General features: G+C 37.9%; 24 protein-coding genes. 11 read left to right on the forward strand and 13 right to left on the reverse strand.

Annotated features, from left to right (window positions below):
* Positions 1–149: 149 nt before the first annotated feature.
* The 5 genes from HMPREF1210_RS10635 to HMPREF1210_RS10655 form a co-directional block, all read right to left on the reverse strand.
* Entirely contained in the window at positions 150–620 is a 471-nt protein-coding gene (locus HMPREF1210_RS10635) for a FixH family protein (RefSeq protein WP_016428686.1), read from the reverse strand.
* A 203-nt stretch (positions 621–823) separates the two neighbouring features.
* A complete protein-coding gene (locus tag HMPREF1210_RS10640) occupies positions 824–1381 on the reverse strand; it encodes an SCO family protein (RefSeq protein ID WP_016428687.1) in 558 nt (185 codons plus the stop codon).
* Between the two features lie 239 nt (positions 1382–1620).
* Positions 1621–2988 (reverse strand): PepSY domain-containing protein, encoded by a 1368-nt coding sequence (locus HMPREF1210_RS10645; protein WP_016428688.1) that lies wholly within the window; start codon positions 2986–2988, stop codon positions 1621–1623.
* Positions 2989–3151: 163 nt separating this feature from the next.
* Positions 3152–4543, reverse strand: a complete 1392-nt coding sequence (locus HMPREF1210_RS10650; RefSeq protein WP_231391082.1) for a cell wall metabolism sensor histidine kinase WalK — start codon at positions 4541–4543, stop codon at positions 3152–3154.
* A gap of 11 nt (positions 4544–4554) precedes the next feature.
* On the reverse strand, positions 4555–5235 hold the full coding sequence (locus HMPREF1210_RS10655) for a response regulator transcription factor (protein WP_016428690.1): 681 nt from the start codon (positions 5233–5235) through the stop codon (positions 4555–4557).
* Positions 5236–5685: 450 nt separating this feature from the next.
* Here HMPREF1210_RS10655 and HMPREF1210_RS10660 point away from each other — a divergent pair, with 450 nt between their 5' ends.
* Complete coding sequence (locus tag HMPREF1210_RS10660) at positions 5686–5973, forward strand: hypothetical protein (protein WP_016428691.1); 288 nt, start codon at positions 5686–5688, stop codon at positions 5971–5973.
* Between the two features lie 211 nt (positions 5974–6184).
* Here HMPREF1210_RS10660 and HMPREF1210_RS10665 read toward each other — a convergent pair whose 3' ends face one another.
* From HMPREF1210_RS10665 to HMPREF1210_RS10680, 4 genes are all read right to left on the reverse strand, one after another.
* Entirely contained in the window at positions 6185–7927 is a 1743-nt protein-coding gene (locus HMPREF1210_RS10665; protein ID WP_016428692.1) for a zinc-ribbon domain-containing protein, read from the reverse strand.
* Between the two features lie 365 nt (positions 7928–8292).
* Positions 8293–8559: a hypothetical protein gene (locus HMPREF1210_RS10670; protein ID WP_016428693.1), complete on the reverse strand. Its 267-nt coding sequence runs from the start codon at positions 8557–8559 to the stop codon at positions 8293–8295.
* Positions 8560–8832: 273 nt separating this feature from the next.
* A complete protein-coding gene (locus HMPREF1210_RS10675) occupies positions 8833–9366 on the reverse strand; it encodes a hypothetical protein (protein ID WP_016428694.1) in 534 nt (177 codons plus the stop codon).
* Positions 9367–9532: 166 nt separating this feature from the next.
* Positions 9533–9745 (reverse strand): hypothetical protein, encoded by a 213-nt coding sequence (locus tag HMPREF1210_RS10680; protein ID WP_016428695.1) that lies wholly within the window; start codon positions 9743–9745, stop codon positions 9533–9535.
* A 134-nt stretch (positions 9746–9879) separates the two neighbouring features.
* Between HMPREF1210_RS10680 and HMPREF1210_RS10685 the strand changes: the two genes are divergently transcribed.
* The 8 genes from HMPREF1210_RS10685 (at position 9880) to HMPREF1210_RS10720 (ending at position 15490) form a co-directional block, all read left to right on the forward strand.
* Positions 9880–10278 carry a hypothetical protein gene (locus tag HMPREF1210_RS10685; RefSeq protein ID WP_016428696.1) on the forward strand — a complete coding sequence of 133 codons (399 nt, stop codon included), beginning with the start codon at positions 9880–9882 and terminating at the stop codon, positions 10276–10278.
* 12 nt (positions 10279–10290) lie between these two features.
* Positions 10291–10494 (forward strand): helix-turn-helix transcriptional regulator, encoded by a 204-nt coding sequence (locus tag HMPREF1210_RS10690; RefSeq protein ID WP_016428697.1) that lies wholly within the window; start codon positions 10291–10293, stop codon positions 10492–10494.
* A gap of 48 nt (positions 10495–10542) precedes the next feature.
* Positions 10543–10749, forward strand: coding sequence for a hypothetical protein (locus HMPREF1210_RS10695; RefSeq protein WP_016428698.1), 207 nt, complete (start codon positions 10543–10545; stop codon positions 10747–10749).
* Between the two features lie 173 nt (positions 10750–10922).
* Positions 10923–11165, forward strand: a complete 243-nt coding sequence (locus HMPREF1210_RS10700) for a hypothetical protein (protein WP_016428699.1) — start codon at positions 10923–10925, stop codon at positions 11163–11165.
* A gap of 139 nt (positions 11166–11304) precedes the next feature.
* Entirely contained in the window at positions 11305–11907 is a 603-nt protein-coding gene (locus HMPREF1210_RS10705) for a dienelactone hydrolase family protein (protein ID WP_016428700.1), read from the forward strand.
* 119 nt (positions 11908–12026) lie between these two features.
* Positions 12027–12953, forward strand: coding sequence for a DUF1835 domain-containing protein (locus HMPREF1210_RS10710; protein WP_147640309.1), 927 nt, complete (start codon positions 12027–12029; stop codon positions 12951–12953).
* Positions 12954–13178: 225 nt separating this feature from the next.
* Complete coding sequence (locus HMPREF1210_RS10715) at positions 13179–13637, forward strand: copper chaperone Copz family protein (protein WP_036659554.1); 459 nt, start codon at positions 13179–13181, stop codon at positions 13635–13637.
* Positions 13638–14245: 608 nt separating this feature from the next.
* Positions 14246–15490 (forward strand): helix-turn-helix domain-containing protein, encoded by a 1245-nt coding sequence (locus tag HMPREF1210_RS10720; RefSeq protein WP_036659556.1) that lies wholly within the window; start codon positions 14246–14248, stop codon positions 15488–15490.
* 268 nt (positions 15491–15758) lie between these two features.
* Here HMPREF1210_RS10720 and HMPREF1210_RS10725 read toward each other — a convergent pair whose 3' ends face one another.
* Positions 15759–19487, reverse strand: a complete 3729-nt coding sequence (locus HMPREF1210_RS10725; RefSeq protein ID WP_016428704.1) for a S8 family serine peptidase — start codon at positions 19485–19487, stop codon at positions 15759–15761.
* Between the two features lie 592 nt (positions 19488–20079).
* Between HMPREF1210_RS10725 and HMPREF1210_RS10730 the strand changes: the two genes are divergently transcribed.
* Positions 20080–20505, forward strand: coding sequence for an N-acetyltransferase (locus HMPREF1210_RS10730; RefSeq protein ID WP_016428705.1), 426 nt, complete (start codon positions 20080–20082; stop codon positions 20503–20505).
* Positions 20506–20659: 154 nt separating this feature from the next.
* Here HMPREF1210_RS10730 and HMPREF1210_RS10735 read toward each other — a convergent pair whose 3' ends face one another.
* From HMPREF1210_RS10735 to HMPREF1210_RS17375, 3 genes are read right to left on the reverse strand one after another with little or no spacing between them, the layout of a single operon-like run.
* Positions 20660–20917, reverse strand: a complete 258-nt coding sequence (locus HMPREF1210_RS10735) for a hypothetical protein (RefSeq protein WP_147640310.1) — start codon at positions 20915–20917, stop codon at positions 20660–20662.
* 59 nt (positions 20918–20976) lie between these two features.
* Positions 20977–21123: a hypothetical protein gene (locus tag HMPREF1210_RS18075; RefSeq protein WP_016428707.1), complete on the reverse strand. Its 147-nt coding sequence runs from the start codon at positions 21121–21123 to the stop codon at positions 20977–20979.
* The gene (locus tag HMPREF1210_RS17375; RefSeq protein ID WP_016428708.1) at positions 21120–21653 is read right to left on the reverse strand and encodes a helix-turn-helix domain-containing protein; all 534 of its coding nucleotides are present in this window, start codon (positions 21651–21653) and stop codon (positions 21120–21122) included. The genes HMPREF1210_RS18075 and HMPREF1210_RS17375 overlap by 4 nt, the downstream gene beginning before the upstream one ends.
* A gap of 143 nt (positions 21654–21796) precedes the next feature.
* Between HMPREF1210_RS17375 and HMPREF1210_RS10745 the strand changes: the two genes are divergently transcribed.
* Positions 21797–22093: a TIGR04104 family putative zinc finger protein gene (locus HMPREF1210_RS10745; protein ID WP_016428709.1), complete on the forward strand. Its 297-nt coding sequence runs from the start codon at positions 21797–21799 to the stop codon at positions 22091–22093.
* Positions 22094–22172 lie beyond the last annotated feature (79 nt).

A 22172-nucleotide genomic window follows, 5' to 3' on the forward strand; every position in this document is an offset into this window, starting at 1 on the left:
ATACTTATCACTTACTATAATGTTACTGGTTTGTGAGGAGAAATATAGTGGGATAAATAGGAAGGTCTTTTTCGAATGAAAAAAGCAGCTGAAGATGTTGATTCAGCTACTGCTAGTTTTTTGACAATGAAATATTATAAAATAGAAAATCAAGTTTTACCTTTTATGTTCCCGAACTTGTCCTTTTCTGAACACGACACTCCTGGAGATATTGGTTTGTCTTCCCCACCGACTACTTCAATTACTTTCGAAGGCATTGTATGCATATCACGTGCTGTCACATGGGAAGTAATCGAATACGATCCACCTCTTTCAAAAGTGAAAGTTGTAGAATATTCGCCAGCTTTAAATTCAGCTGCAATCATCGTCTTTTCCCCGGAAGTCTCATTCAGAACTTCAAACTTCACTTCATCAGCATCCGTTACTATTTCGTCATCCTGTGAAACGCGGACAGAGAATTCAATCTCATGTCCGACTTCCGCCTTCACAGGGACAGCGAGATCAACTAAAACGGGTTCGGGAACGAGTTGTTCGGTCTCTTTAACAGCAATGTTATTCCCGCATGCAGATAGAACTACAATTGCAGTTAGCAGCAGGATAAATGAATAAGTATGTTTCATGAGTCAGGCTCCTTTACGTAAAGTTTAGATGTAGCAAAGACCTTGCAATTAATTAAATTGGCAAAGAATGGTGCCAAAAGAATTTGTGTTATATTCTTATCTTTTTGTTACGCAGTCGAAAGAAACGTGATAATAAAATTAATATACAATCACAAATTCTACTCCCACATTGTCACTATTCCATATTTCTCCGTATTACTTCATTAAAATAACCTGTTAACATCTTTTATTAATTCATCCGTACTATCCCCTTGAATAAAGCTGTAGGTACCTACAATTCCCCCATTCTGATCAACTAAAAAGAAGTCAGATCCATGAATGACCTGATTTGATGTCTCCGGTTTCTGGACAAGCGTTTGGAACTCATCACGTGCAAATATTTCAATTTCTTCTTGGGAATAGCCTGTGAGCATATTCCAATTCGAATCGTCGTCTGTAAAATTCTTTAAATAGTTGTTCAGTTTTTGAGGAGTATCTACTGTTGGATCCACGCTGAACGAAACGAATTCAACATTTATTTCTTCTTCTCTGAATTTCTCTTGCAATGTTGCCATACTCGCTGTCATTGGCGGACAGATAGTATCACAACTAGTAAAGATGAAATCCGCAATCCAAACTTTACCTTTTAACTCTTCCGTTCCGAATTCCTCTTCATTTTGATTCGTAAATGCAAATGATTCCATTTGAAATGTTTTTTGGGGATTGCAACCAGCAAGCATTACTAGTGCAAGCGCAATAATCAAGTATCTATTTTTATTCATACTTTACCTCCAATCAAGTCATCTTTTATATGTAGTTTAATGGTAAATGATAGTTGTGAAATTTATGTGAGGTTAGACATATGAAATATGGTGTTTTTATGCATGATATCGATATCATGCTATCCTTTGTGATGTCATAGATTTGGATGAGTGGTCTATTCCATTCTTGCTACACTAAAACAAAATAAAAGCATCGAAAAATCAATCTCTGTGATTTTTCGATGCTTTTTCCTTACGTGTTAATTTGTTGAGGAAGTAGTTTTTTGTTTCTTGATGAGATACATAATTCCCTCAATGCATACAACGAAGATTAACGAAATACCAAACAGTGGCATAATGATTCCTAACACAATCAATAATGCTATAAAGCCGATAGGCACACCGCTTGCAACCCTCGGTGGTGCAGAGAATTGACCTGCTTTTTTACGAGATAGCCATGTTTTAAAGCCCCAGATGATAACAAATACGAAGGCTAGGCATACGACTAAATTAATCAATTTGTTTGGCCAGCCAAATAAATGCCCTTCATGCAATGGAATTCCCCATGTAAACCACTTTGCTAAGATGCCATAATCATCATAGTTAACTTCTGAAATGAGTTTTCCGCTATACTGATCAAAATACGTAGTCATTTCATCATTTGGGTGTACATCCAAACCAGTGACTCCTGTATTACTCCCTTTTGATACCGTGAATACACCATCTTCACTCATTGGATAGACGATGGAATACGGTTTGGAGATATGCGCTTCTTCAACCTTTTGCATGAGTTGTTGCACACTTACCTTCATATTGCTTTCATCGGTCATTCCAGACCCATCTGACATGTTACTATGATGAGCGTGAGCATCGTTTGATGAAGGAGCTTCATTTTTACGAGTAGCCCAAGGAACTTCACTCAGATCAGAAGTAGGCGGCTGCTGTTTTAAGGTAGGAATGCCGATTGACGGATTTTCCTGAGCAGCAGAATAAATGAAATTCCCCATAAATGCTGACCAAGGCAACCCTGTAAAGATAATTACAATCATTGGGATGACAATCACTGACCCAAGCAATGCGTGCCATTTTTTATTTATTTGCCTATTCGTCGGATTTTGTTTTTTCTTCAATGCCTTCCCTTTAATTGTCATGTAAACACCTGAAAGTAGAAGGAATATAGCCCAACATGCTGCCAATTCTACTAAATAGTTAACGAACGCCCCACCAACCAATAGAGAACTATGAATGTTACGCATAATATTCGAGAACGTTTTTTCAGCATTTTGACTGCCAACGATTTGGTAGTTGTCATCTAAAAACACATATTTCTGCTCGCCATTTTCATCCGACATTGTTAAACGCGTGTTATAAGAACCATCTAAAACAATAACTTTCGATACAGAAAATCCTTTATGTAGATTTTCAGCATTGGAAATCCCTTGGTCAATTGTTAATTCTTCTGTTTTCTCACTTGTGCCAAAAAAGAAATCATCATACAGCTGATTTTCAACATTGGTATAGAATAAATAGCCAATACCACTAAGTGTTAATGTAAGCAATAAGGGTGTAATAAATAACGCCGCATAAAAATGCCATCGCCAAAAACGATTATAATTTCCTTTTTTCACTTTTATCTTATCCTCCAATTTTGTAGAAAATGAGCAACATCATTAGTTTATTGGATAAAAGTGAAGTTTGAGTGAAATATGGGACCAATAAGTAACATTCAAGAAAATGACCTTAGAATTCCAATTCCAAGGTCACTTTGATTTTTATGAAATTCTGCCTATATCAGGATGATGTGAGCACAGGTAATACAATAACTACGGATGTTCCAAGTCTTGAATCACTTTCTATCGAAAACAATCCATCATGCAATCTGACAATTTCTTTGACAATGGAAAGACCAAGACCTGTCCCTCCTGTGGATCTACTTCGTGCCTTGTCGGTTCTGAAAAATCTTTCTCCAACATGTTGGAGGTCTTTAGTGGATATTTCGGTCCCTTGATTAGTAATTTTAAAACGAAGTATTTCCTTTTCTTCCGTCAGAATTACTGAGATAATTCCATACTCATGTGAATACTTAATTGCATTATCTAGCAGATTATAAAAGATTTGCTGGATTCTCTTGGGATCTCCATTGCCAATTACCTCTTCCTGAATATCCATTTTTAACTGTATGTTTTTTTCATTCATGTGAATTTGAAATAAATCAAGCATATCAAAAAATAACTGCGCCATTGCAATTGGTTCCTTATTAAGTAGATACATGTTTTCTTGAAGATGATCGAGGTCTACTAAATCATGGATCAATTTAATTAAACGACCTGTTTCTTTTTCGATGGTCAACAAATAATGCTGAGCTTCTTCTGGTGAGGAAAAGATTTGCTCCTTCAACACTTGCGTGTAACCGCCAATATACGTTAAAGGGGTGCGTAATTCATGTACAACATTTGATAAAAAATCCTTTTTTCGAACTTCTTGTTCTTCAAGAGATGAACTCATCCGATTAAATGCATTTGCGAGCTTTCCAATTTCATCGTCATGTAGAAAATTTAGACGATATGAATAATTTCCATTGGAAACCTCTAGTGCAAGTTTCTGAATATCTGTAAGTGGCTGAAATAGAGAGTGATGAATACGATTCACCGCAATAAATAGAACAATGAAAAATAAACTCCCTACAAGTATTAGGATGGGGATACTTCCTTGAAAAACTTCTTGCAAATCTGCCAAGGGTACATAAATATAAATAAAGCCGATTAGTTTCTTCTCCGCAAGTATAGGAAATACCGCCCCGACAATCTCTCGATTTAATTCCTCAACATATCCATCCTTGATGACATAACGGCCCTGTTGCAGTAGTTCTTTATCTTCTTCATTGACCAAAGCTTCATAATTGAGCTTATATGGAAAGTAAGTGGATAGTTCTTCTAAATCATCCACTACAATTACCTCATACTCGGAGACAATATTGTACCATTGGATTTTTTCAATGATTTCGTCACTTAATGAGCCATAGTGATAGTGGGCAGCGGTTCGTTCTCCTTGATAGATAACTGATTCTTTCACGCTGGTAATATATAAATCCTTGTATAAGAAATGAAGGAAGAAAAAAGAAAAGAGAAGGACAAAAACGATACACAAACTAATAAGCAATAATACTTTCTGACTTAATGTCATTGCTATTTCTCTCAATCACTTACCTCAAACTTATACCCTACACTCCAAATGGTCTGTATGAGTTTGGCATCTTCCGTTAACTTCAATCGCAAAGTTTTAATGTGCGTATCTACCGTCCTGCCGGTCCCCTGATAGTCTTCTCCCCAAATAGCTTGTAATAGCTGTTCTCTTTTAAAGACTTTCCCTCTGTTTTTAGCAAGCATGAATAACAAATCAAATTCTTTTAGTGTCAATGAGAGCTCTCGATCGTTGACATATGCCTTAAATCCCAAAGAATCAAGAACCAGCGGCCCAATCTTTAATGAATTGTTGTTTTGAGTAGCATATGTTGATCTTCTTAATACGGATTCAATACGAGCCAACAGTTCTTCTCCATGGAAGGGTTTGACGATGTAGTCATCACCTCCAAGTTTCAGACCGTGAACCTTGTCCCATTCCTCCCCTTTAGCAGACAAGAAGATTAGAGGAATATCGAATTTTTTCTTCAACTCCATCGCAAACGTGAAGCCGTCCATATACGGCATCATTATGTCCACCAGAATAAGGTCAGGTGCTTTTTTTGATATTTTAGTAAAGGCATCCATCCCGTTAGATGCCTCTGAAATACTATAACCTTCTCTTTTAAGGAACGTCTTAATCAAGGATCTCATTGTTTCTTCATCATCAATTACCATGATAGTTAGTCTATTCACTGCGAGCCCCCCTATAATTCTTTACTCTAGTAACATATTATCCATCTTATCCAAAAGGTGTGAAGTTATTATGAGCTTTTTTAGAGCTGCACTTAATATGAAAAGAAAAAGCTTGTTCTTTGAATTAGCTACAGAAAGAATATTTCTGTATAGATTATTATAAAGGCATGACAGTCAAAAACTTTACATTTTCGTGTGAATTGACAAATGTAAACTAAATCCGAAAGCATTAAGTTTCTCAATGCTTTCGGATTCAAGTCTTAAAGAGGAATTGCCGGAACCGCCGACAACTGTGACATCGACTTCTTTTAATATTTCTTTGCATGCTGTTCGAAATGATGAGATTATCGGCTATCGTGTATACGAAAAAGATAGCCGAACAGGGGAAATGAAGAAAGTCAAAACGGTTTCTCTTTTTGATCGCAAAAAAGTGGAAATCCGGTCCGAGGTATGCTTACTCGTGGGGAAGATGACTGGTTCTTACCTATTCAAGCGATTGATACAACTAAATGTTTTCATCATTACCTGACGGACAAATCGTACCGTATGAATATCGATTTCAGTGATAAACAAGGCAAGGAATTGGAAGTGTACAATGAACGCAAAGTAGCATCACTCATTCAAAGAATGCCGATGACAAAGTGGGGTGGTGCGAGTAAAAACTTAATCACCTTTAAGAACCAATTGTTTAAACTAAACTTCGATATCGCATCAGAAGATCGCTCGATTGTCTATTAATGGACTCGACAAATTTGCGAGTATCGATTGCATACTTATTTTAAGAAAAAAGTCGTATCAATAGTCGAATTCAACTGAAAAACCACTTCATCATTCATCTGATGAAGTGGTTTTTTAGTGTTGTATTTGCATGAAGGTTTTAGGATTTAATGAACAACAAGCAAACCGTTACAGGATTACATATTAACAAAGAGCCAAATAAATAATACTGTTACACTGATGATTTTCTTTCCTCCTTATAACAAAGAGGACATCTGCTGTTGTTACTGCTGTTTACACGGTTATTAGGGGTCGTTTCCCACTCATGTCCCCTTTCACATAGCCACCAGACCTTTTTTCCATAGTTCAAGGCTATTTCATTCGGATTTAAAGCTCCATTCTTTGTGGGATGCCACTGTTTACCCATTTGAGGTGCTAAAGCCATAAGAGAATTAGTTTCATTTATTTTCCTGTTTAAACAGTAAGGACATTTTCTGCCATTGGCACGATTGGCAATCGTCGCTTCCCATTCATGTTTGTCATTTTTTTCGCACTTCCACCAAACTTTCAGATGGGAAAATGGAGATACTTGGTTTGGCATAAGTGCATTATTCTTAGTTGGATGCCATTCTTCGGATACTAGGGGAAATAGCATTTCGAGATTTCGTTCATTTTCATTCATTTGTTTAAGAATTTCTCCGCGATCTCTGTTCGAGTCAACATCCACACTGGCTACATCCAAGGAATATTTTTCATTAAGGTAAGCAAGGATTTCTCCGATGCATTTATCTAACCCTTTCTTATGGTTGTAATCATGCTCAATTACAAAGGAATCACTATTCTCAATAATCGGCAATTTCCTGTCGCCAACAAACTGGCGAACCCTAATGAGTTGAATGTTATTTTCCTTCATCAAGGCATTTTTTCTCTCATCTCTCTCTAATTCATTCATATGATGGTATCCATCATATTCGATTGCGAGACTCAGTGAATCAACAAAAATGTCAGCTTCCGCGTTATTAGCCAGAAAGTCTAATTTTTTCCGGTTTTCTGTCTCTGGAAAGAGTTTCTTCATATAAAAAAAGATTGCCTGTTCAGGGAAGGAAGTCTGGGAGTTTCTCGAACAATCAGGGCAACCTCTTCCGTCATGGCGACTTGAAATAGCAGCCTCCCATTCGTGGCCTTTTGAACAACGCCACCATACTTTTTCGTTTGAGAAAGGTTTAAAGTCATTGGGAATTTTATCACCATTTTTCTCACTATTCCATTCTTCACAAAGCTGAGGATTTGCGGCTAGGAGAGAGGTTTCATCTGTTGCCTTATGGCCAGAACAAAAAGGACAACCTTTTCCTTTTGTACGATTAAAAATATAGGCTTCCCATTCGTGATTATTCTCACAAAGAAACCACGCTTTTTGATGCGTATTTGGCATAAAGTCAAAAGCTGATTTTCCCATGTTTTTTTCTGGGTGCCATTCTTGTAAAAGCTGCGGATGTAAGGATCCGAAAGACTTCTCCCTACTCACTCTCTGACCAGAACAGTAAGGACAGTTCGTCTTCTTTCTATCACAAATAGCGGCTTCCCATTCATGCCCTTCAGCACACTTCCACCATACTTTTATATTTGAACCTTCTGTATAAGTATCGGGTCCTCTGTCTCCATTTTTTTCAAAATTCCATTCGTTCACAAGCTTTGGTTTTAAAAATGCAATCGTCTTTTCAAATGGTGGCCTATAATTTTTTTTAACTTCCAGAAACTTTTCTTTCGCACAAGATGGGCATCCAGATTTATTTCTTGCTCTATTGTAAACATATGTATTCCATTCATGATTCTTTGAACAAATCCACCAAACCTTCTTACCCGAACCAGGAGTTACATGTTCAGGTTTTAAAGCATCGTTCTTTTCTGTGTTCCATTCTTTTGCTAGATGGGGATGGGTAATTAATAGGTTATTTGTTGGTATTTTATTAGTCATTTTCTACACTCCTGATTATCTACGTTAAAAAAGCACAAATTCTATCATAACTTATTTAATCGCAACTTTGGATTGAAAATAATGGAATGCAGATATAGTGATATTAAATAACAGAGTAGCCGAAATTGCATCTTGGCTGCTTCCTTTTTATTGAGTAAGTGTTCCTTCTTTCGTCACCAAGACCGATACTAGTGAATAAAGGTTCTTGGGGAGCGACAGCTGTACTCGTAAATTTCCAGTACGAAAAAGAGGGACGATTAAGTGACATGGTCACTTCAATCGTCCCTCTTTCATACACTCGGTACTGGTGCAGCCAGGCGCTACCATAGCTAGGCAGAAACTCTTACCTTTTCTTAGAAGTTTGCTCAACTGCTCATTCGACTAAACGTTTTTAACTTTTGCAAATAGAAATTCTCGGCTTCTTCCCGACTCCCAATTATATAGGCTTCCTGTGTAATGCGTCGTGCCGATAAAATGCCCTTTGCTTTTACTCCTGGCATGTGTTGGGCGTCTATCATGACATCCAGTAAGGTGAAATCTGCAGGCTTGATTAAGTGTCGTGCTACGCTTACTTCTTTCCGTAAGCCCACGTGGCCGTATCTCATAATGACTTTCCAGTAGGACCATTCCATCGTTCTCCACTCCCTTTCCCATCGGTAATGTGAAACGCTTTAGCTTCGTTTGATACTGATTGAATATTCAGTCTTATCATTAAAGGATATTCTAATACCCCTTCCAGAAGAACCTTATTAGGGGAAATCACTAATTTTGGATTTTCAGAGGAGCTGGTTTCTTTGTCAGAAAGTGAAGAGCAGCTGAAATTGCATCTTCAGCTGCTTCTTCTTTGTAAATTGAGTGACCATTCTTTCGTAATCCAAAAGTGCAGTATTCCATTAGTAAAGGCGTTACGGATGCGCATAGCCGCATACTTTTTCTAAATATGATTGAATTTCTTTTTTACTCTTCAATGTGATTACTTTCTTGGCCGGCCCTATTGCTTGGAAGCTTTGAAGACGCTCGTCCATCTTTCGCTTCCTTGGATAATAAGTCGTGAGGATAAACTTAATGAATGCCCATTCGAGTTTGTCCTTACACCCCTCCCCCAAATCCTGCCGGGTTTTCCCCAGGTTCATCAGAGAACGCTTCACGACCCGGTAGAGACACACGTGAAGTGGAAGTTCCAAATAGATGATGGTATCGGCATGCGCTGCTCTAATGTCGAATGTATTGCTGTAATTCCCTTCCATGATCCATTGATCTTGAGTAACGATTTCCTGTTGGGCATTTGAAAATTCCTCCAAAGACGCTTCCACCCAGTTTGGCTTCCAAAATAGCGTATCTAAATGAAAAACGGGGAGGTTCCAGGCTTCCCCTAATTTCCGGGCAAATGTTGACTTCCCTGCTCCTGCTGATATACCAATTACCATTATTTTTTTCATTCATTGTATCCCCTTTTTATCCTGGCTGGCGATATCGATATGCTTTAATCCCATTCTTCCTTTAAATTCTTTTTACTCCTCTTTTGATTTAACCAAAACAATCGCCATAAGCCAATAATTTCCTAAAAAAGAGCTGTGCGAAATGTTCCTTCGCTCAGCTCGTTCCTTAATACGGTAATGGTTTCGCTTCCACGTTAACCGGACTGACTAAATAGATATTCAATGCTTGTTGTAACGTCCCGAATGTTTTGGTGTCTTTATCGAATTTGATGCCAAGAGACAGCATTTTTCGTACGACATCCGATCTTAATCCTGTGATTACTGTACGACAGCCCATCATTGATGAACCATCGATTGTTTTCATTAAATAATCGATCACTTCCGACTCCATGTCCGTCATTTTAAAATCATTATTTACTGATTGATATTTGTTTTGAAATGGGTTAATATGAAATTAACTTCACATGAAGTTAACTTCACTTCAGGAGAATAAGTTGGTTAGGAGAGGTATAATTGAAAAATCTATTCATACAGCGTTTTGTAGTCTCAACTTTGCTAATTATATTGGGAATCATTCAAATAATTTTCGATACATCAGGAAGATTTAATTTTGGCTATATCATAGTATTCTTAGGTGGAATAATTTTGTTGTACTCAACAATTTCTTACATTAAATCCCGTAAGAATATATCACTAGAAAAGGAATTAGCAAAGGAATATGACGAAAGAGATGCTTTAATTGATGGAAAAGTTGCTCGCTTTTCCTTGTATATTCTGATGTGCGAAGTTTTTATTCTTATGTTTTTAACTAATTATGTAGTTATCCCAACAAATACTGCATTATTTGTTATCTTAGTGTCATTAATAATTAGTGAAAGTGGCTCTAGAAAGTATTACAATCTTTCCCTTTAAATTGGAGGATTTATGAAAAATAGAGTAAAAGAATTCCGAATAGAATATGGAATAACGCAACAAGAATTAGCTGATAAAGTAAGTGTATCTTCTAGAACAATCATCTCATTAGAAAAACAAAAGTATAATCCATCTGTGCTACTTGCGTATAAAATAGCTTCAGTTTTTAATTTATCAATTGAAGAAACTTTTATTTTCGATGAGGATGACAAATAATCCATTTCATTAAGATACACTTATTAAACAAACAACGGAGGAATGAAAATGATATTTATATTATTTATTTTTGGGATAGTTTTAACGGTTTGGGGTCTTTATCGTATGAAAACAGACGATGGTTTATTTGGAAAAAATCGAAAAACTAAAAACTTATTCAATTTTATACTAATGGGAGAAGCTTCAGGATTAGGGCAATTTTTGGGTGGGATTCTGTGTATTGTTATAGGTATTATCGCATTTTTTGTGAAGTAGAAATAAATGAGAATTTCTATTCTTCACTGAAATATTGTGAAAAATTACGCTTAAACTAACGGGTGCTTTACTTCAAGTAGAAGTAAAGCATTTTTTCTTATTGAACTAAAACGGGGCAGGTTCGTCCAATAAGTATATATATTACGGATTGAAATATGAGGAAGTGAAATTCTGTGAATATTAATTGGTTAGTTGAAGATATAGTTTTTGAAACAATGCTTGAAGCTGATGTATGGGCAGATTCATTGGTGAATGAAATTTATGGTAGAAACTTTAATGGTTATATTACAACGGATTATAAAATTGCTTGTGCAATGGCTTTTAGATTAGCTACTGCAAGAGAACTAAGAGTTTTTACATCAGAAGATGAACCTAATAGATATAAAGTATGGGTAGAGTTTCACAATCAAGAGTAAAACACTGGCTTATCCAACTAACGGGTGCTTTAGTTAAAGATCATCTGGCTGCTTTAAGCAGCCTATTTTCTTGATGAACTAATGGGGGTGTTGATAAACACATTACAGAAGTGGTATTAACTACCGAGGGAGGTACAGAATGATTAAAATCCAAAATAAGTCTGATACTCTAATCATTGTGATACACGAAATTTATGGTATCAACCAACATATGAAGAGTTTTTGTGAAATTATATCCGAAGATTGTTTTGATGTCATTTGCCCAAATTTATTAAAACGAGAAACACCTTTTGATTATTCTCAGGAGGAAGTTGCTTATCGTAATTTTATGGAGAACATAGGTTTCGCTGACGCTTCAAATAAAATAAGAGATATATTATCAGAAGCTAAAAACAACTATAAAAAAATATTTATCATTGGATTTAGCATAGGGGCAACTGTTTCCTGGTTGTGTAGTGAAGAAGAGTGTGTCGATGGAATAGTTGGATACTATGGTTCGCGTATTAGGAATTATGAGGAAATATCTCCTCGATGTCCTACTATGCTTTTCTTTCCGCATGAAGAACCATCATTTAATGTAGATGAGTTAATATCAATTTTAGATAAAAAGAATATCGAGGTACATAAATATTCCGGACAACACGGATTTAGTGATCCTTACTCTCCAAAATATAATTTAGAATCCACAGAAAAAGCATTTATTGAAATGGTGAATTTTTTAAAAGCAAATAAATCTAACTGAAGTCTTATTCTGATGTTTTACTTCAATAAGAAGGTTTGAGAAAAAATTTTAGAAGAAGATAAAATAAATTGAGTAAGCAAGTGAAGGGCTAGTTACTCTAAAGTACAGGGGTGCGGATATTGAGGAAGATAGAAGAATTGCAGAGAACGTTAATGACGGATGGAAATAAGAAAATAGATAAGATTCAAGCACAAACGGTACATATTATATTTGGTGAATCACCAGCTGGGAGCTTACGTGCTGCGTTTCGAAATACACCTTATGAAAAGACAGAGGAAATCATTGTATTACCAGATATTTTATCTGTTGGTCCAGTGAAAAATATACATACAAAAGAAGGAATGCAGGCACGTTTTCACTGGTTTAAAGAGCGTTACCGGGATGAGGGCAATGAGCGTGATGTTGCTATGCTAAGAATGATTGATTCAGTGGATAGAATCAAAGCCATTCCACAAGTTCAGGATATTGTTATTTGGACTTGTAATAATGCACACGAACAAACAGGCTTACGGATAGTCCTTGCACTGCTAAAAGGAAAGTTGAACACAATCTTTGTAATAAATACTTATACGGCGTTTCATAAATTGTATGATTTGCATCCATATGAAGAAGATTACCCGAAAGCAACTGGCGAACTTCCGAGTGAGAAATTATCCTGTTTTTATGAGCAATATAAGCAACATCCCCTAAAAGACATTAGACGAACAAGTTTATGCGAAGAAGGAAAGAACCTTCTTAATAATGACCAATCTTTACTTCGCACATGGGCAGACCACCAATTATGGCATTATAATGTGCTAACCAGAGATGATGACTTAATCATTACTTGTGCAAAGAGACTAAATGAAGAACTTGAATACCCTGGTTTTATAAAGGCTGCACGTGTTATTGGCGAAGTTTTAGGGCAGATGGAGCAATATACAGGGGACGAATGGCTCGAATACCGCTTGCGTTGTTTAATCGAACTAGAAATATTTGAATACGAAGGAAATTTGAAAGCAATGCGGTATTACGGAGTAAAGTTAAAAGAGGAATTTTCAGCATAATGTTTATAAAGAAATCTGAACAACATGAAGATTACTGGAAATGTGGTTATGTCCTTCCTATCTTCAACTCCCATGAAAATTAAAATTACCGACAGTCAAAAAAAGACAACGAAAGTAGACACAGCTGATTTGATTTTTTAAAAAGTGCAGCGCATAAACTTGGATCGGATTATTTGTTGCATTAGGATGCATTTGGTTCAGAGAGCTAAAAGGGAAGGTGTAGAAATGACTGATTGTTGTGCTTCAAAAGAACAAATTACTGAAAGTAATGATACTGAGTTTTGTCCATCTTGTAATACCAAAGGGAAAAAGTTGAAAATTATTACGTTGAAATCAATGCTTAAACCATCAGTTTTAGATTCTTTGAATCCGAGTTTGACTCATTACTTTTGTTCAACGAAAGATTGTGATGTTGTCTATTTTGATACAGAGAAAAAATTGTACCTTAAGTCAGAAGTAAAGGTATCTGTGCATCAAAAAGATGATTCTCCCACAGTACCAGTTTGCTATTGCTTTAGTTGGACAAAAGAGAAAATTAAGAAATATGAAGAACAAGAACTTTCTCCTAAACCTTTAGAACACATTCGAGTAAATGTAAAAGCAGACAGATGCGGGTGTGAGGTAAATAATCCTCAAGGAAGTTGCTGTATAGGGAATGTTACGAAATATATAAAAAGTCTTTAACTAAAGCAATATATTTTTTTACTAACGGGTGCTTTACTTCAAGTAGGAGTAAAGCATTTTTTCTTATTAAACTAACGGGGCAGTTTTGTTGAAGAAATGAGCAGAAAAACTGAATGGAAAAAAGGAAATAAGAGTGAAAATGTTGATATATTAAAAAAAGCCAACAGATACTGTTGGCTTTTTCCTGTCAATTTATGGTTGTATATCGCTACCGAAGTTATTGCTAAATGCTGTAATCTTTAAAACTAAAGATTTTCCGGTTGAAAAAGAATAATAAACGATAAAAATAAAAATATAGAGCCTACTACATATACTACTTCAATGCTAAAACGTTGTCCTAAGTTTCTTCATCAACTAATAATGCAAGTTAAGTTAAAGAAGGACTATCCCCCTTTAATAGAGAATTGAAAAAGGAGAAAAACTAAATAGAAAAAGATGCCGTCATGGCTTAAGGAGCATTTAATTTGAACACACAAACTCATGCAATTTCACATGGATGGACTATAATGGCACATGAAAACATTTCTATATATACAAAATTTAGTGGACCTAATCCTAATCAAATTGTGTTAATAGATTGGGATGGAGACGCTTAGGGGATGGGAATCATGCTGGAAGGAAAGATAATCAAATTCTATCGCGAACAACAAGAAATGAAGCAAAAGGACCTAGGGGAAGGAATTTCCTCCAGTACTCATATCAGTAAAATAGAACGGGGGCTTACAGAAGTATCGGATGAAACTATTCTATTATTATCTCAAAGACTAGGAATTGATATGGAAAGGGAAGTGTTAAATTACAGGAGGGTGGAATCCTTATTAAAGGAGTGGCATGATGCCATTGTGAAGGAACTGCAGACAAAGGCGGATAGTATAAAAAGGCAGCTTGATGGAATTAACCTTTTATATATTCAGGATTTTTATCGATCCTACACCCTTGTGCTCACCAGATACTACTTGTCTATTAGCGAGTTCACATCAGCGCAGGCTCTAATAGAGGAGATGGATGTTTGGACAGGTTTATCTAATTATGAGGAAAATATGTTGTTGCACATAAAGGGGATTTTCCATCTGACCGTGAAGTATGACTATGTCAGTGCCATCTCTTTTCTAGGTCAAATCAGTCTGGAGCAATACTCCAATCAGGAATATTATTACGACTTGGCTGTTGCCTATAGTTCGCTCAATTCTCGCGTCCTAGCTTTTTTCAATGCGAATAAGGCACTGGCCTTCTTCACCAAAATTCGCAGCTTCTCCCGTATCATTAAAGCTGAAATGCTGATGCTCATCCAGCTCGAGCAATCGAAGGATTACCGTTTTCTAAGCAGTGAATATCATAGATTGATAGATATGACAGGGGATTATGGGCTCGATCATCAAAAAGCGATGCTGCATCATAACCTCGGCTATCTGAATTTGATGCACGGCTATTTCAAGCAGGCTGCTGAATATTACAAAAAGTCGATGGATGCACGCAAATCCTCGGAGCCCAAGTATGTCGCCTCGCTGGAGGGGTACATAAACGCTTTGACGAAAGAAGGGAAGACGCCAAAGGAAAAGCTTCTAAAGCTTGTAGAAGAGGGACTCGTGTTATGCAGGAATTTTTCGGCCGCCACCTTTCATCATCTCTTTACGATGCATTATCACTCCATTCTAGGTGAGGATGACCAGTATTATCACTATCTGGAGAACAAGGCATTTCCCCACTTTGACAAAATGGGCTATGTAATGGCGAAAGAGTTTTATGCGGTAAAATTATTTGACTACTACATGTCCAACAATGATATGGTCAATGCTAATCGTTATGCTGGAGCAATTGTGGAGAAGTTCAGAAGAAATAATCAGTTTGTTTGATGGAGAGGTTACGTTTTTATGGCTGAAGCTTTAAGTTTTGGTCAGAAAATGGACTTGTAAAGAGGAAAAAACGCTCTATTTTTATGTTTTTTGCATCGTTCGGGGGTGAAAAGAATGTTTGTGCTTCCTTCTGAGCTAGGATGGGGTGCTCAAAATATCCTATTCTAACAATCCTAATCATTTATCTTTTTCACATCGGGTCACACCTCACTAACCAAAAGAAAAGACGCCTGCTTTCTCTATATAAAGCAGGCATCTTCCACTAAAATTATCTTAATCCGTAAGCCTTGATGATCTCTTGGGTAATTTTGTTTCCTTCATCATCCCAAGCGCTTGCTCTGAGTGAAACGGATTTTGCGTTTATCGGATTTTGGATGGTTGCGGCATAAGCGTCGCCATCTTTTGTAAGCTTCACTTTTTTCCACGATTCGCCTTCATTGAATGAAACTTCCAGAATGGCATCCTTCACGTTTCCGTATCCTACTGCACCTTCCACTTTACCGACAGACAGCTCAAGGTTAGTAGGACGGTTTGCCAATGCATCCCCATTTACATCGGTGTCCACCTTGTAATCCAGAGTTAGGAATGGAAGATCGTATCTCCAATCCTCTGATGCTTCCGTCCAGAAGGTCCATTCAGTATGAGTGCGGACCGACGTATTCCAGCGATCTGCGTCACGTTTTGCGTCCGTAACAAAACGGAATTGCGTACGTTCTTTTGGTGCGACATCTGTTGCATAGAGCGCTTGGCTTTTACCTTCCTTCACTAATGTATCACCCTTGTACAATTTAGATGTCTGATTTTTTACAGATATATTATAATCGTTAATACCGCCTGTGTTTCCTGTTCCTGCATCGGCCCAAGCAGGAACATTGATCATTAGATGATTGCCTTGGCGCTCAGGAGCCCAGTAACCTTCACCCAAGCTTGGACGGACAACTGGAGAGAACCAGTTCTCTGTTAATTTTTGTCCTTTTGTGTAAGTGGCCAATGGCTGACGGATCTGCCATTTCGAATCTAAGACAGTTGCCTCGTGATACCAGCCTGTGTCCTCTATTGCCGAAACATACTCAGTGCGGGCTCTTGGTAATGATATCTTTTTCAGGAAGCCTACAGCCCCAAATGTATGCGGACGCAAGTCGTATCGGAATTCTCCACCTGCTGTTTCAATGTGGGAATTGTAGCGACTGTCGATTGTCGCTAGGTCTTTATTCTTCGGTGCATAGGTTAAATCCTTTGGTATAGAACCTTTATGGACATCCATAAGATCATATACATATGGAGAATCGATTGTTCCTTCTACTTGCAGTTTTACATCTCCTGAACGTACAGCTTTTACAAGCTTGTCGCCTTCTTTTTTGCTGATACTAGCAACGGCAATCGGGTTGTCTGTGTACTCTGGAGTACCAGCATATTTACTAAATTCTTTATCCTCATTGTTGACGATGATCAGTAGCTTTGCCCCGGCAGCAGCAGCAACAGCAGCTTGTTGAGAAGGGGTTACTTCATCATTTCGATCGACCACAACAGCTTTACCTTTTGCTTTTAGGCGGTCGAAGTCAGCTGAACTGCCTTTTCCAGCATAGACCGTGGATAAGTTATACTTTCCATCCAACAATGTACTTCCAGCCAATGGAATATCATCCAGTTCCTTTCCATTAAAGTTAATGGTCAGAAATGGTTTTGTTAAACGCCAGCGAGTGAGCTGCTCAAAATATCCGGTTTTGACTTCTTTTGTTGGAACAGCGTACATCTTATCAATCCAAACCGGCATCAAATAGAGACTAGTCAGGGGCATATCACCAATTGTTCGGTGATATTCCATACGTTGGTAATTTGCCTCTGTTTTCTTCGGTACCTCTACAGATATTTCTTTTGCTTTTCTTGCATCGAGTTCCACTGTTTTTGGTCCGTTCAGTTCCACTTCCGGGTCACCTACAAGGGCTACACCAGCGTGGTCTGTGTTCACGTCCACATCCATTAGGGACATGGCTGAATAGGTGCCTGGCGGCAGGCGAAGTTCTGATGAACCATTGACAGCATAAACAAATGGCTCCATTTTCTCGCTGGATATTGCCACATATGCCAGTCCAGCAGAGCCGTCACGGTCAGTTGCATTTAGTGTAAGAGTATAACGTTCCTCTTCCTTGACCATCGCCATAGTTGTGTGTACAACAGCTTCTCCGTTTGCTTTTGCTGTTAAGTATCCTTGATAACGAGAACCTGTTTCGCCAAGTGTCGGATCAAGTGTTACGTTCACGTCCGCTGTGCCATTGGCTGGAACAGTGATGGTATTTTCAGAAAGGTTTAACATACCAGATGGAGCTTCTTTACCCTTTGCATTTGTAAATGTTGCTTCCAACTCTATTGTGATGTCCTCGGCACTATCATTTGTATAGGTAACAACTTTTTCAACAGGGGCTGCTTGATCATTCGGCCATTTAAAGAAGCCGAATGATACGGAGCTAGTTGCTCTCAGCTGTGTTCCCAAGGCTGCAGCTATATCAACCCGTCCTGTTCCCACCTGATAAGGCTGGTAACCTTCAAGCTTCGTTGTTGTGTTCATTAATGCTTCTTTTAAAGCTTTTCCGTCCCATTCCGGATGTTTTTCGGCAAGGATAGCTGCTGCACCTGCGACATGTGGTGAAGCCATGGATGTACCATCTTTTCTAGAGTAATATCCACTGCCAGATGTAAATTGGGAACGGGCTGCAACAATCCCTACACCAGGAGCAGATAAGTCAGGTTTTAGACCCATATCGCCATAGCGAGGCCCCATTGAAGAGAACCATGCAAGCCGATCCGATTTGTCCACAGCCCCGATAGTTAAAGCGGAATCTGCAGCACCAGGAGAGCCGATAGAACCCTCTGCTCCATTATTACCGGCAGCGATAACAAATAGTGTTCCATTCTCTTCACTAAGTCTATTTACAGCTTGAGACATAGGGTCTTTGCCATCACCTGGCTCGCTGGTTCCAAGACTCATATTGACAATCTTTGCATTCTCAGATGCCCATTCCATTCCATCAATAATCCAAGAATCTTGTCCAAATCCTTGATCACTCAATACTTTCCCTACCAGTAAGCGTGCATCAGGAGCAACGCCTTTGGATCTTCCATCAGCTGCACCTGTTCCAAGCACAGTGGAGGCAACGTGTGTTCCGTGACCATTTCCGTCATTCACTTCTTCGCCAGGTACAAAGCTCACCGCTTCGTCCAATTGATCGACAAGGTCCGGGTGGCCAGGGTCAATTCCAGAGTCAAGCACGGCAACCTTGACGCCTTCACCTGTAAAGCCTGCTCCCCATGCTGTGTGTGCTCCAATTTGAGGGACACTTTGATGAAGGGCTGCTTCTACACGGCCATCCAGCCAAATTTTTTCTACTCCATATTTAAAGAGTGATGATTTTTCAGGTTCTTTATTGTCCCTTTGAACTGTGACATCTTCCCAGAATGTATCCGCTTTCATTTTGTCGGTAGTAAGTGCGGCACCATTAATACTTTCCAAATCCCGAACCTTCTTCGCTCCTTTTGGAGCAATGTTTTTGGAGAAAGATCTAGCCTTTGTCTCTTCGTATTCGACGATAACCGGCAATCCTGCCTGATTCTTGTCATCATACCCATATTCAATCAATTTCGTAATATTAAATAAGTCCTTATCGAGTTTTCCTGCTGCCAGGTAAGGCATGGTAGAGTTCGGGAATACGAAAGTATCCTCACCAAAGGTCAGGACCCTGACTCCATCCCCATCCTCATTAGCTGGCTCTACATTGATGATATATTTCCCGTTTTTAAGGGTAGAAACTTTTACGACATCACCAGTAATGAGCGTAATTACGTGATCACCGGTCCCATTATTACTCATTGCAACAGTTGATTTATCCAATACCGTCCCATTCCTAGATGCTCCAAGTGCGTTCACTTGAAAAATGGAGCCTGATAGCATAGAAGCGGCAATCGATCCAACTAGAAGCGTCTTCATGGTTAGCTTTTTCATTTACATTCTCCTATTCCATAAGGTAATTAGCGGATAATTCTAAGCTGAGAAAAATCATGGTGAGGTAAAAATAAGAAGTTATTCAGTCCCAAAAAGATTACTGAAAGAAGTAGACTGCTAGAATCAGAGCTTGTCTTCACCTCCTTAAAGGTTTGGTTCTATTTCTGAGGAAGCTCCTAATGGTAGTAAGTTCTCTAGATGAGGTAAATAAATAGGAAGGATTAGTTGAATTGTATAGTCATACAATATTATTGACAAATGGGGTTTTGAGAGGGACCTAAGAACTATATTAGAAGAAGGAAATCTGCAAATATTAGCTGAAATAACCGATGGGATAAACCGAAATGTCTAAAAAAGGGGAAAAGAATTGGGGTTTTAATTAGTATAATCTAAGGTAATGAATTACATAAACTAATAAACTAAATTATCCTTATTCAAGTCAACAGTGATCTGTTGGCTTTTTCTGATGCATTCCGGACCATAATTCGCAGCATAATCTAGCGCTTTTTTATTGTCTGTGATAGCTTGTTAAACGGTGATACAATTGAATTATGAACACTAATTAATTGGTTTATAGGAGGTAATATTACAGATGGAAAACTTAAAACTTCATGTTGGATATGATAAAAAGGAAGCATTATATGTTAGAGAAAGTCTAATCAATTACAATAAGAAACAAGTTGCTTATACTGAAGAAGAAAAAATAAATATTATTATTAAAGATGACAATCACAACATATTAGGTGGAATATTAGGGAATATAGATTGGAAATGCTTTCACATTGAGATTCTTTGGATTGATGACGTGTTACGCGGACAAGGTCAAGGAAAAGAGTTAATGAAGGAAGCAGAGAAAGTAGCTATAGAAAAAGGGTGTAATTTAATTAGATTGGAGACTTATAGTTTTCAAGCCCCTGATTTTTATAAAAAACTTGGTTATGAAGTTTTAGGTAAACTTGAAAACTATCCAGAAGGTTTTGACCATTATTATTTATTTAAAAGATTGAACAGTCTTTGATCTAAAAGTTAAATTCATATTCTCTTTAGGACCATGATACGCATAAATACCTTATTGAACTAACGGATGCTTTAGTAAATAAAGACAGTCAAAAAAATGCGCTTAGAGATACATTCCCAAGCGCATTTTTTCTCGATATAGCTAGGATTCCAGTTCACAGGTTTCTTTCCTGTGAATGCCCATCGGTCCTCTTCAAGTTCTTCATCTTCGTAAGGGATAATCCCTTTTTCCATGGCAAGATGTTGATCCAACACTCTTCCACTCCCCATTGTGTGCTGTGCCAGAAACGACCGAATTCGTCGATGTCACGGTATAGCATTGCCCCTTGCAAGTATGAGAAGGGCGAACCATCTCCTTGAACTAGACTCATCGGTTCGACTTGGTCGGTATCTTCGATGTTCCAGCCTTCCACTTTTCCGTATCCACCCATTCCCTCACAAAAGGATTCCCCTTTGAAGGTCCAGCCCTCTTTTATTTGTAGTTGAGAGTAAGGCTTCCCAGCACCTTTTCCAATTGATTGTGCTTTGTTAAGCCTAGTCCTGGATTTGGATTGTAGGATGAAGGTGCTACAATATTTGGTTTTGTGACTTCTACTGTAAATTCGACTCGTTTGATCATCGTTTATTCCTTGCTTTCACTTCCGCCAATGTATACAGTTCCATTAAATCCTGTGTGGTGAGTTTAGAATATAGGGATGTTAGTTGGTCCAGGTATCGTTGTTTTTGTGATTTCCCTGGAAATAAATCTTCTATAGAAAGGTCATCTTGAGATGATGTCCCGTTCATGATGTCTTCCCATTCAACGTCTGTTCTACTTGAACTGGCTGAGGAGTTTAACTGAGAGTAGACTTGCTCTTCAGGTTCACTCACGAAATTAAAAGTTGTGGCTGATTCGCTTATTTTGTACATTTCTTCTGACCATTCCAATTGCTTTAAAGGACTATTTATTAGTAATAAATCAGTTGAAATGTTGAATCGTTCAGCTATCGCCACAATCCAGTTTGCAGAAGGGACACTCTCACCGCTTTCCCAACTCTTGATGCGGCTAGCGGAAGTACCGATGTCTTTCCCAAGTGCCAACATAGAAAGCCCGTGTTGAATGCGTATTTCTTTCAATCGTTCACCAAAATCTTGTGAATTGAATTCCAAAATTCATCACCTCTTGAATGAATTATTAACTTTTAAGTTAAAAGTGTCAATAATTTTTATTTATAAGTAAACAGAAACCATTTCTCCCCCATTTGCTTATTAGAAAAAAAGAAGTTATCAGGTTGATTGAGGAGGGAAAAGACATGGGGTTACAGAAATGCGTCAAATGCCATCATCGATTCAGCTGGGGCAAAATATTTAAATCAAATATCTTTATGTATAAACCAATTCAATGCAGCCAATGCGGCACTGAACACCGAATTACTTTCCTTTCAAGAATTGTAACAGCAGTAGTGCTTGTTCTACCGATGTACTTTTTTGGTTTCTATTTAGGGGGGCAGTGGCATTTAGCTTATGGCTACGCTTTTTTATTAGTAGTGTCATTAGGAATTATTTCTTCACTCATTCTTCCCTTTGTACAGAAGTATCGGCGCAGCTAATAAAAGACAAAAAACCATCCATGGCCATTACAGAGCAATTGATGGTTTTTTTCAATTTTTAACTGTAAATAAATGTTAG

This window comes from Paenisporosarcina sp. HGH0030 (assembly GCF_000411295.1).
In the GTDB taxonomy this organism is placed as follows: domain Bacteria; phylum Bacillota; class Bacilli; order Bacillales_A; family Planococcaceae; genus Paenisporosarcina.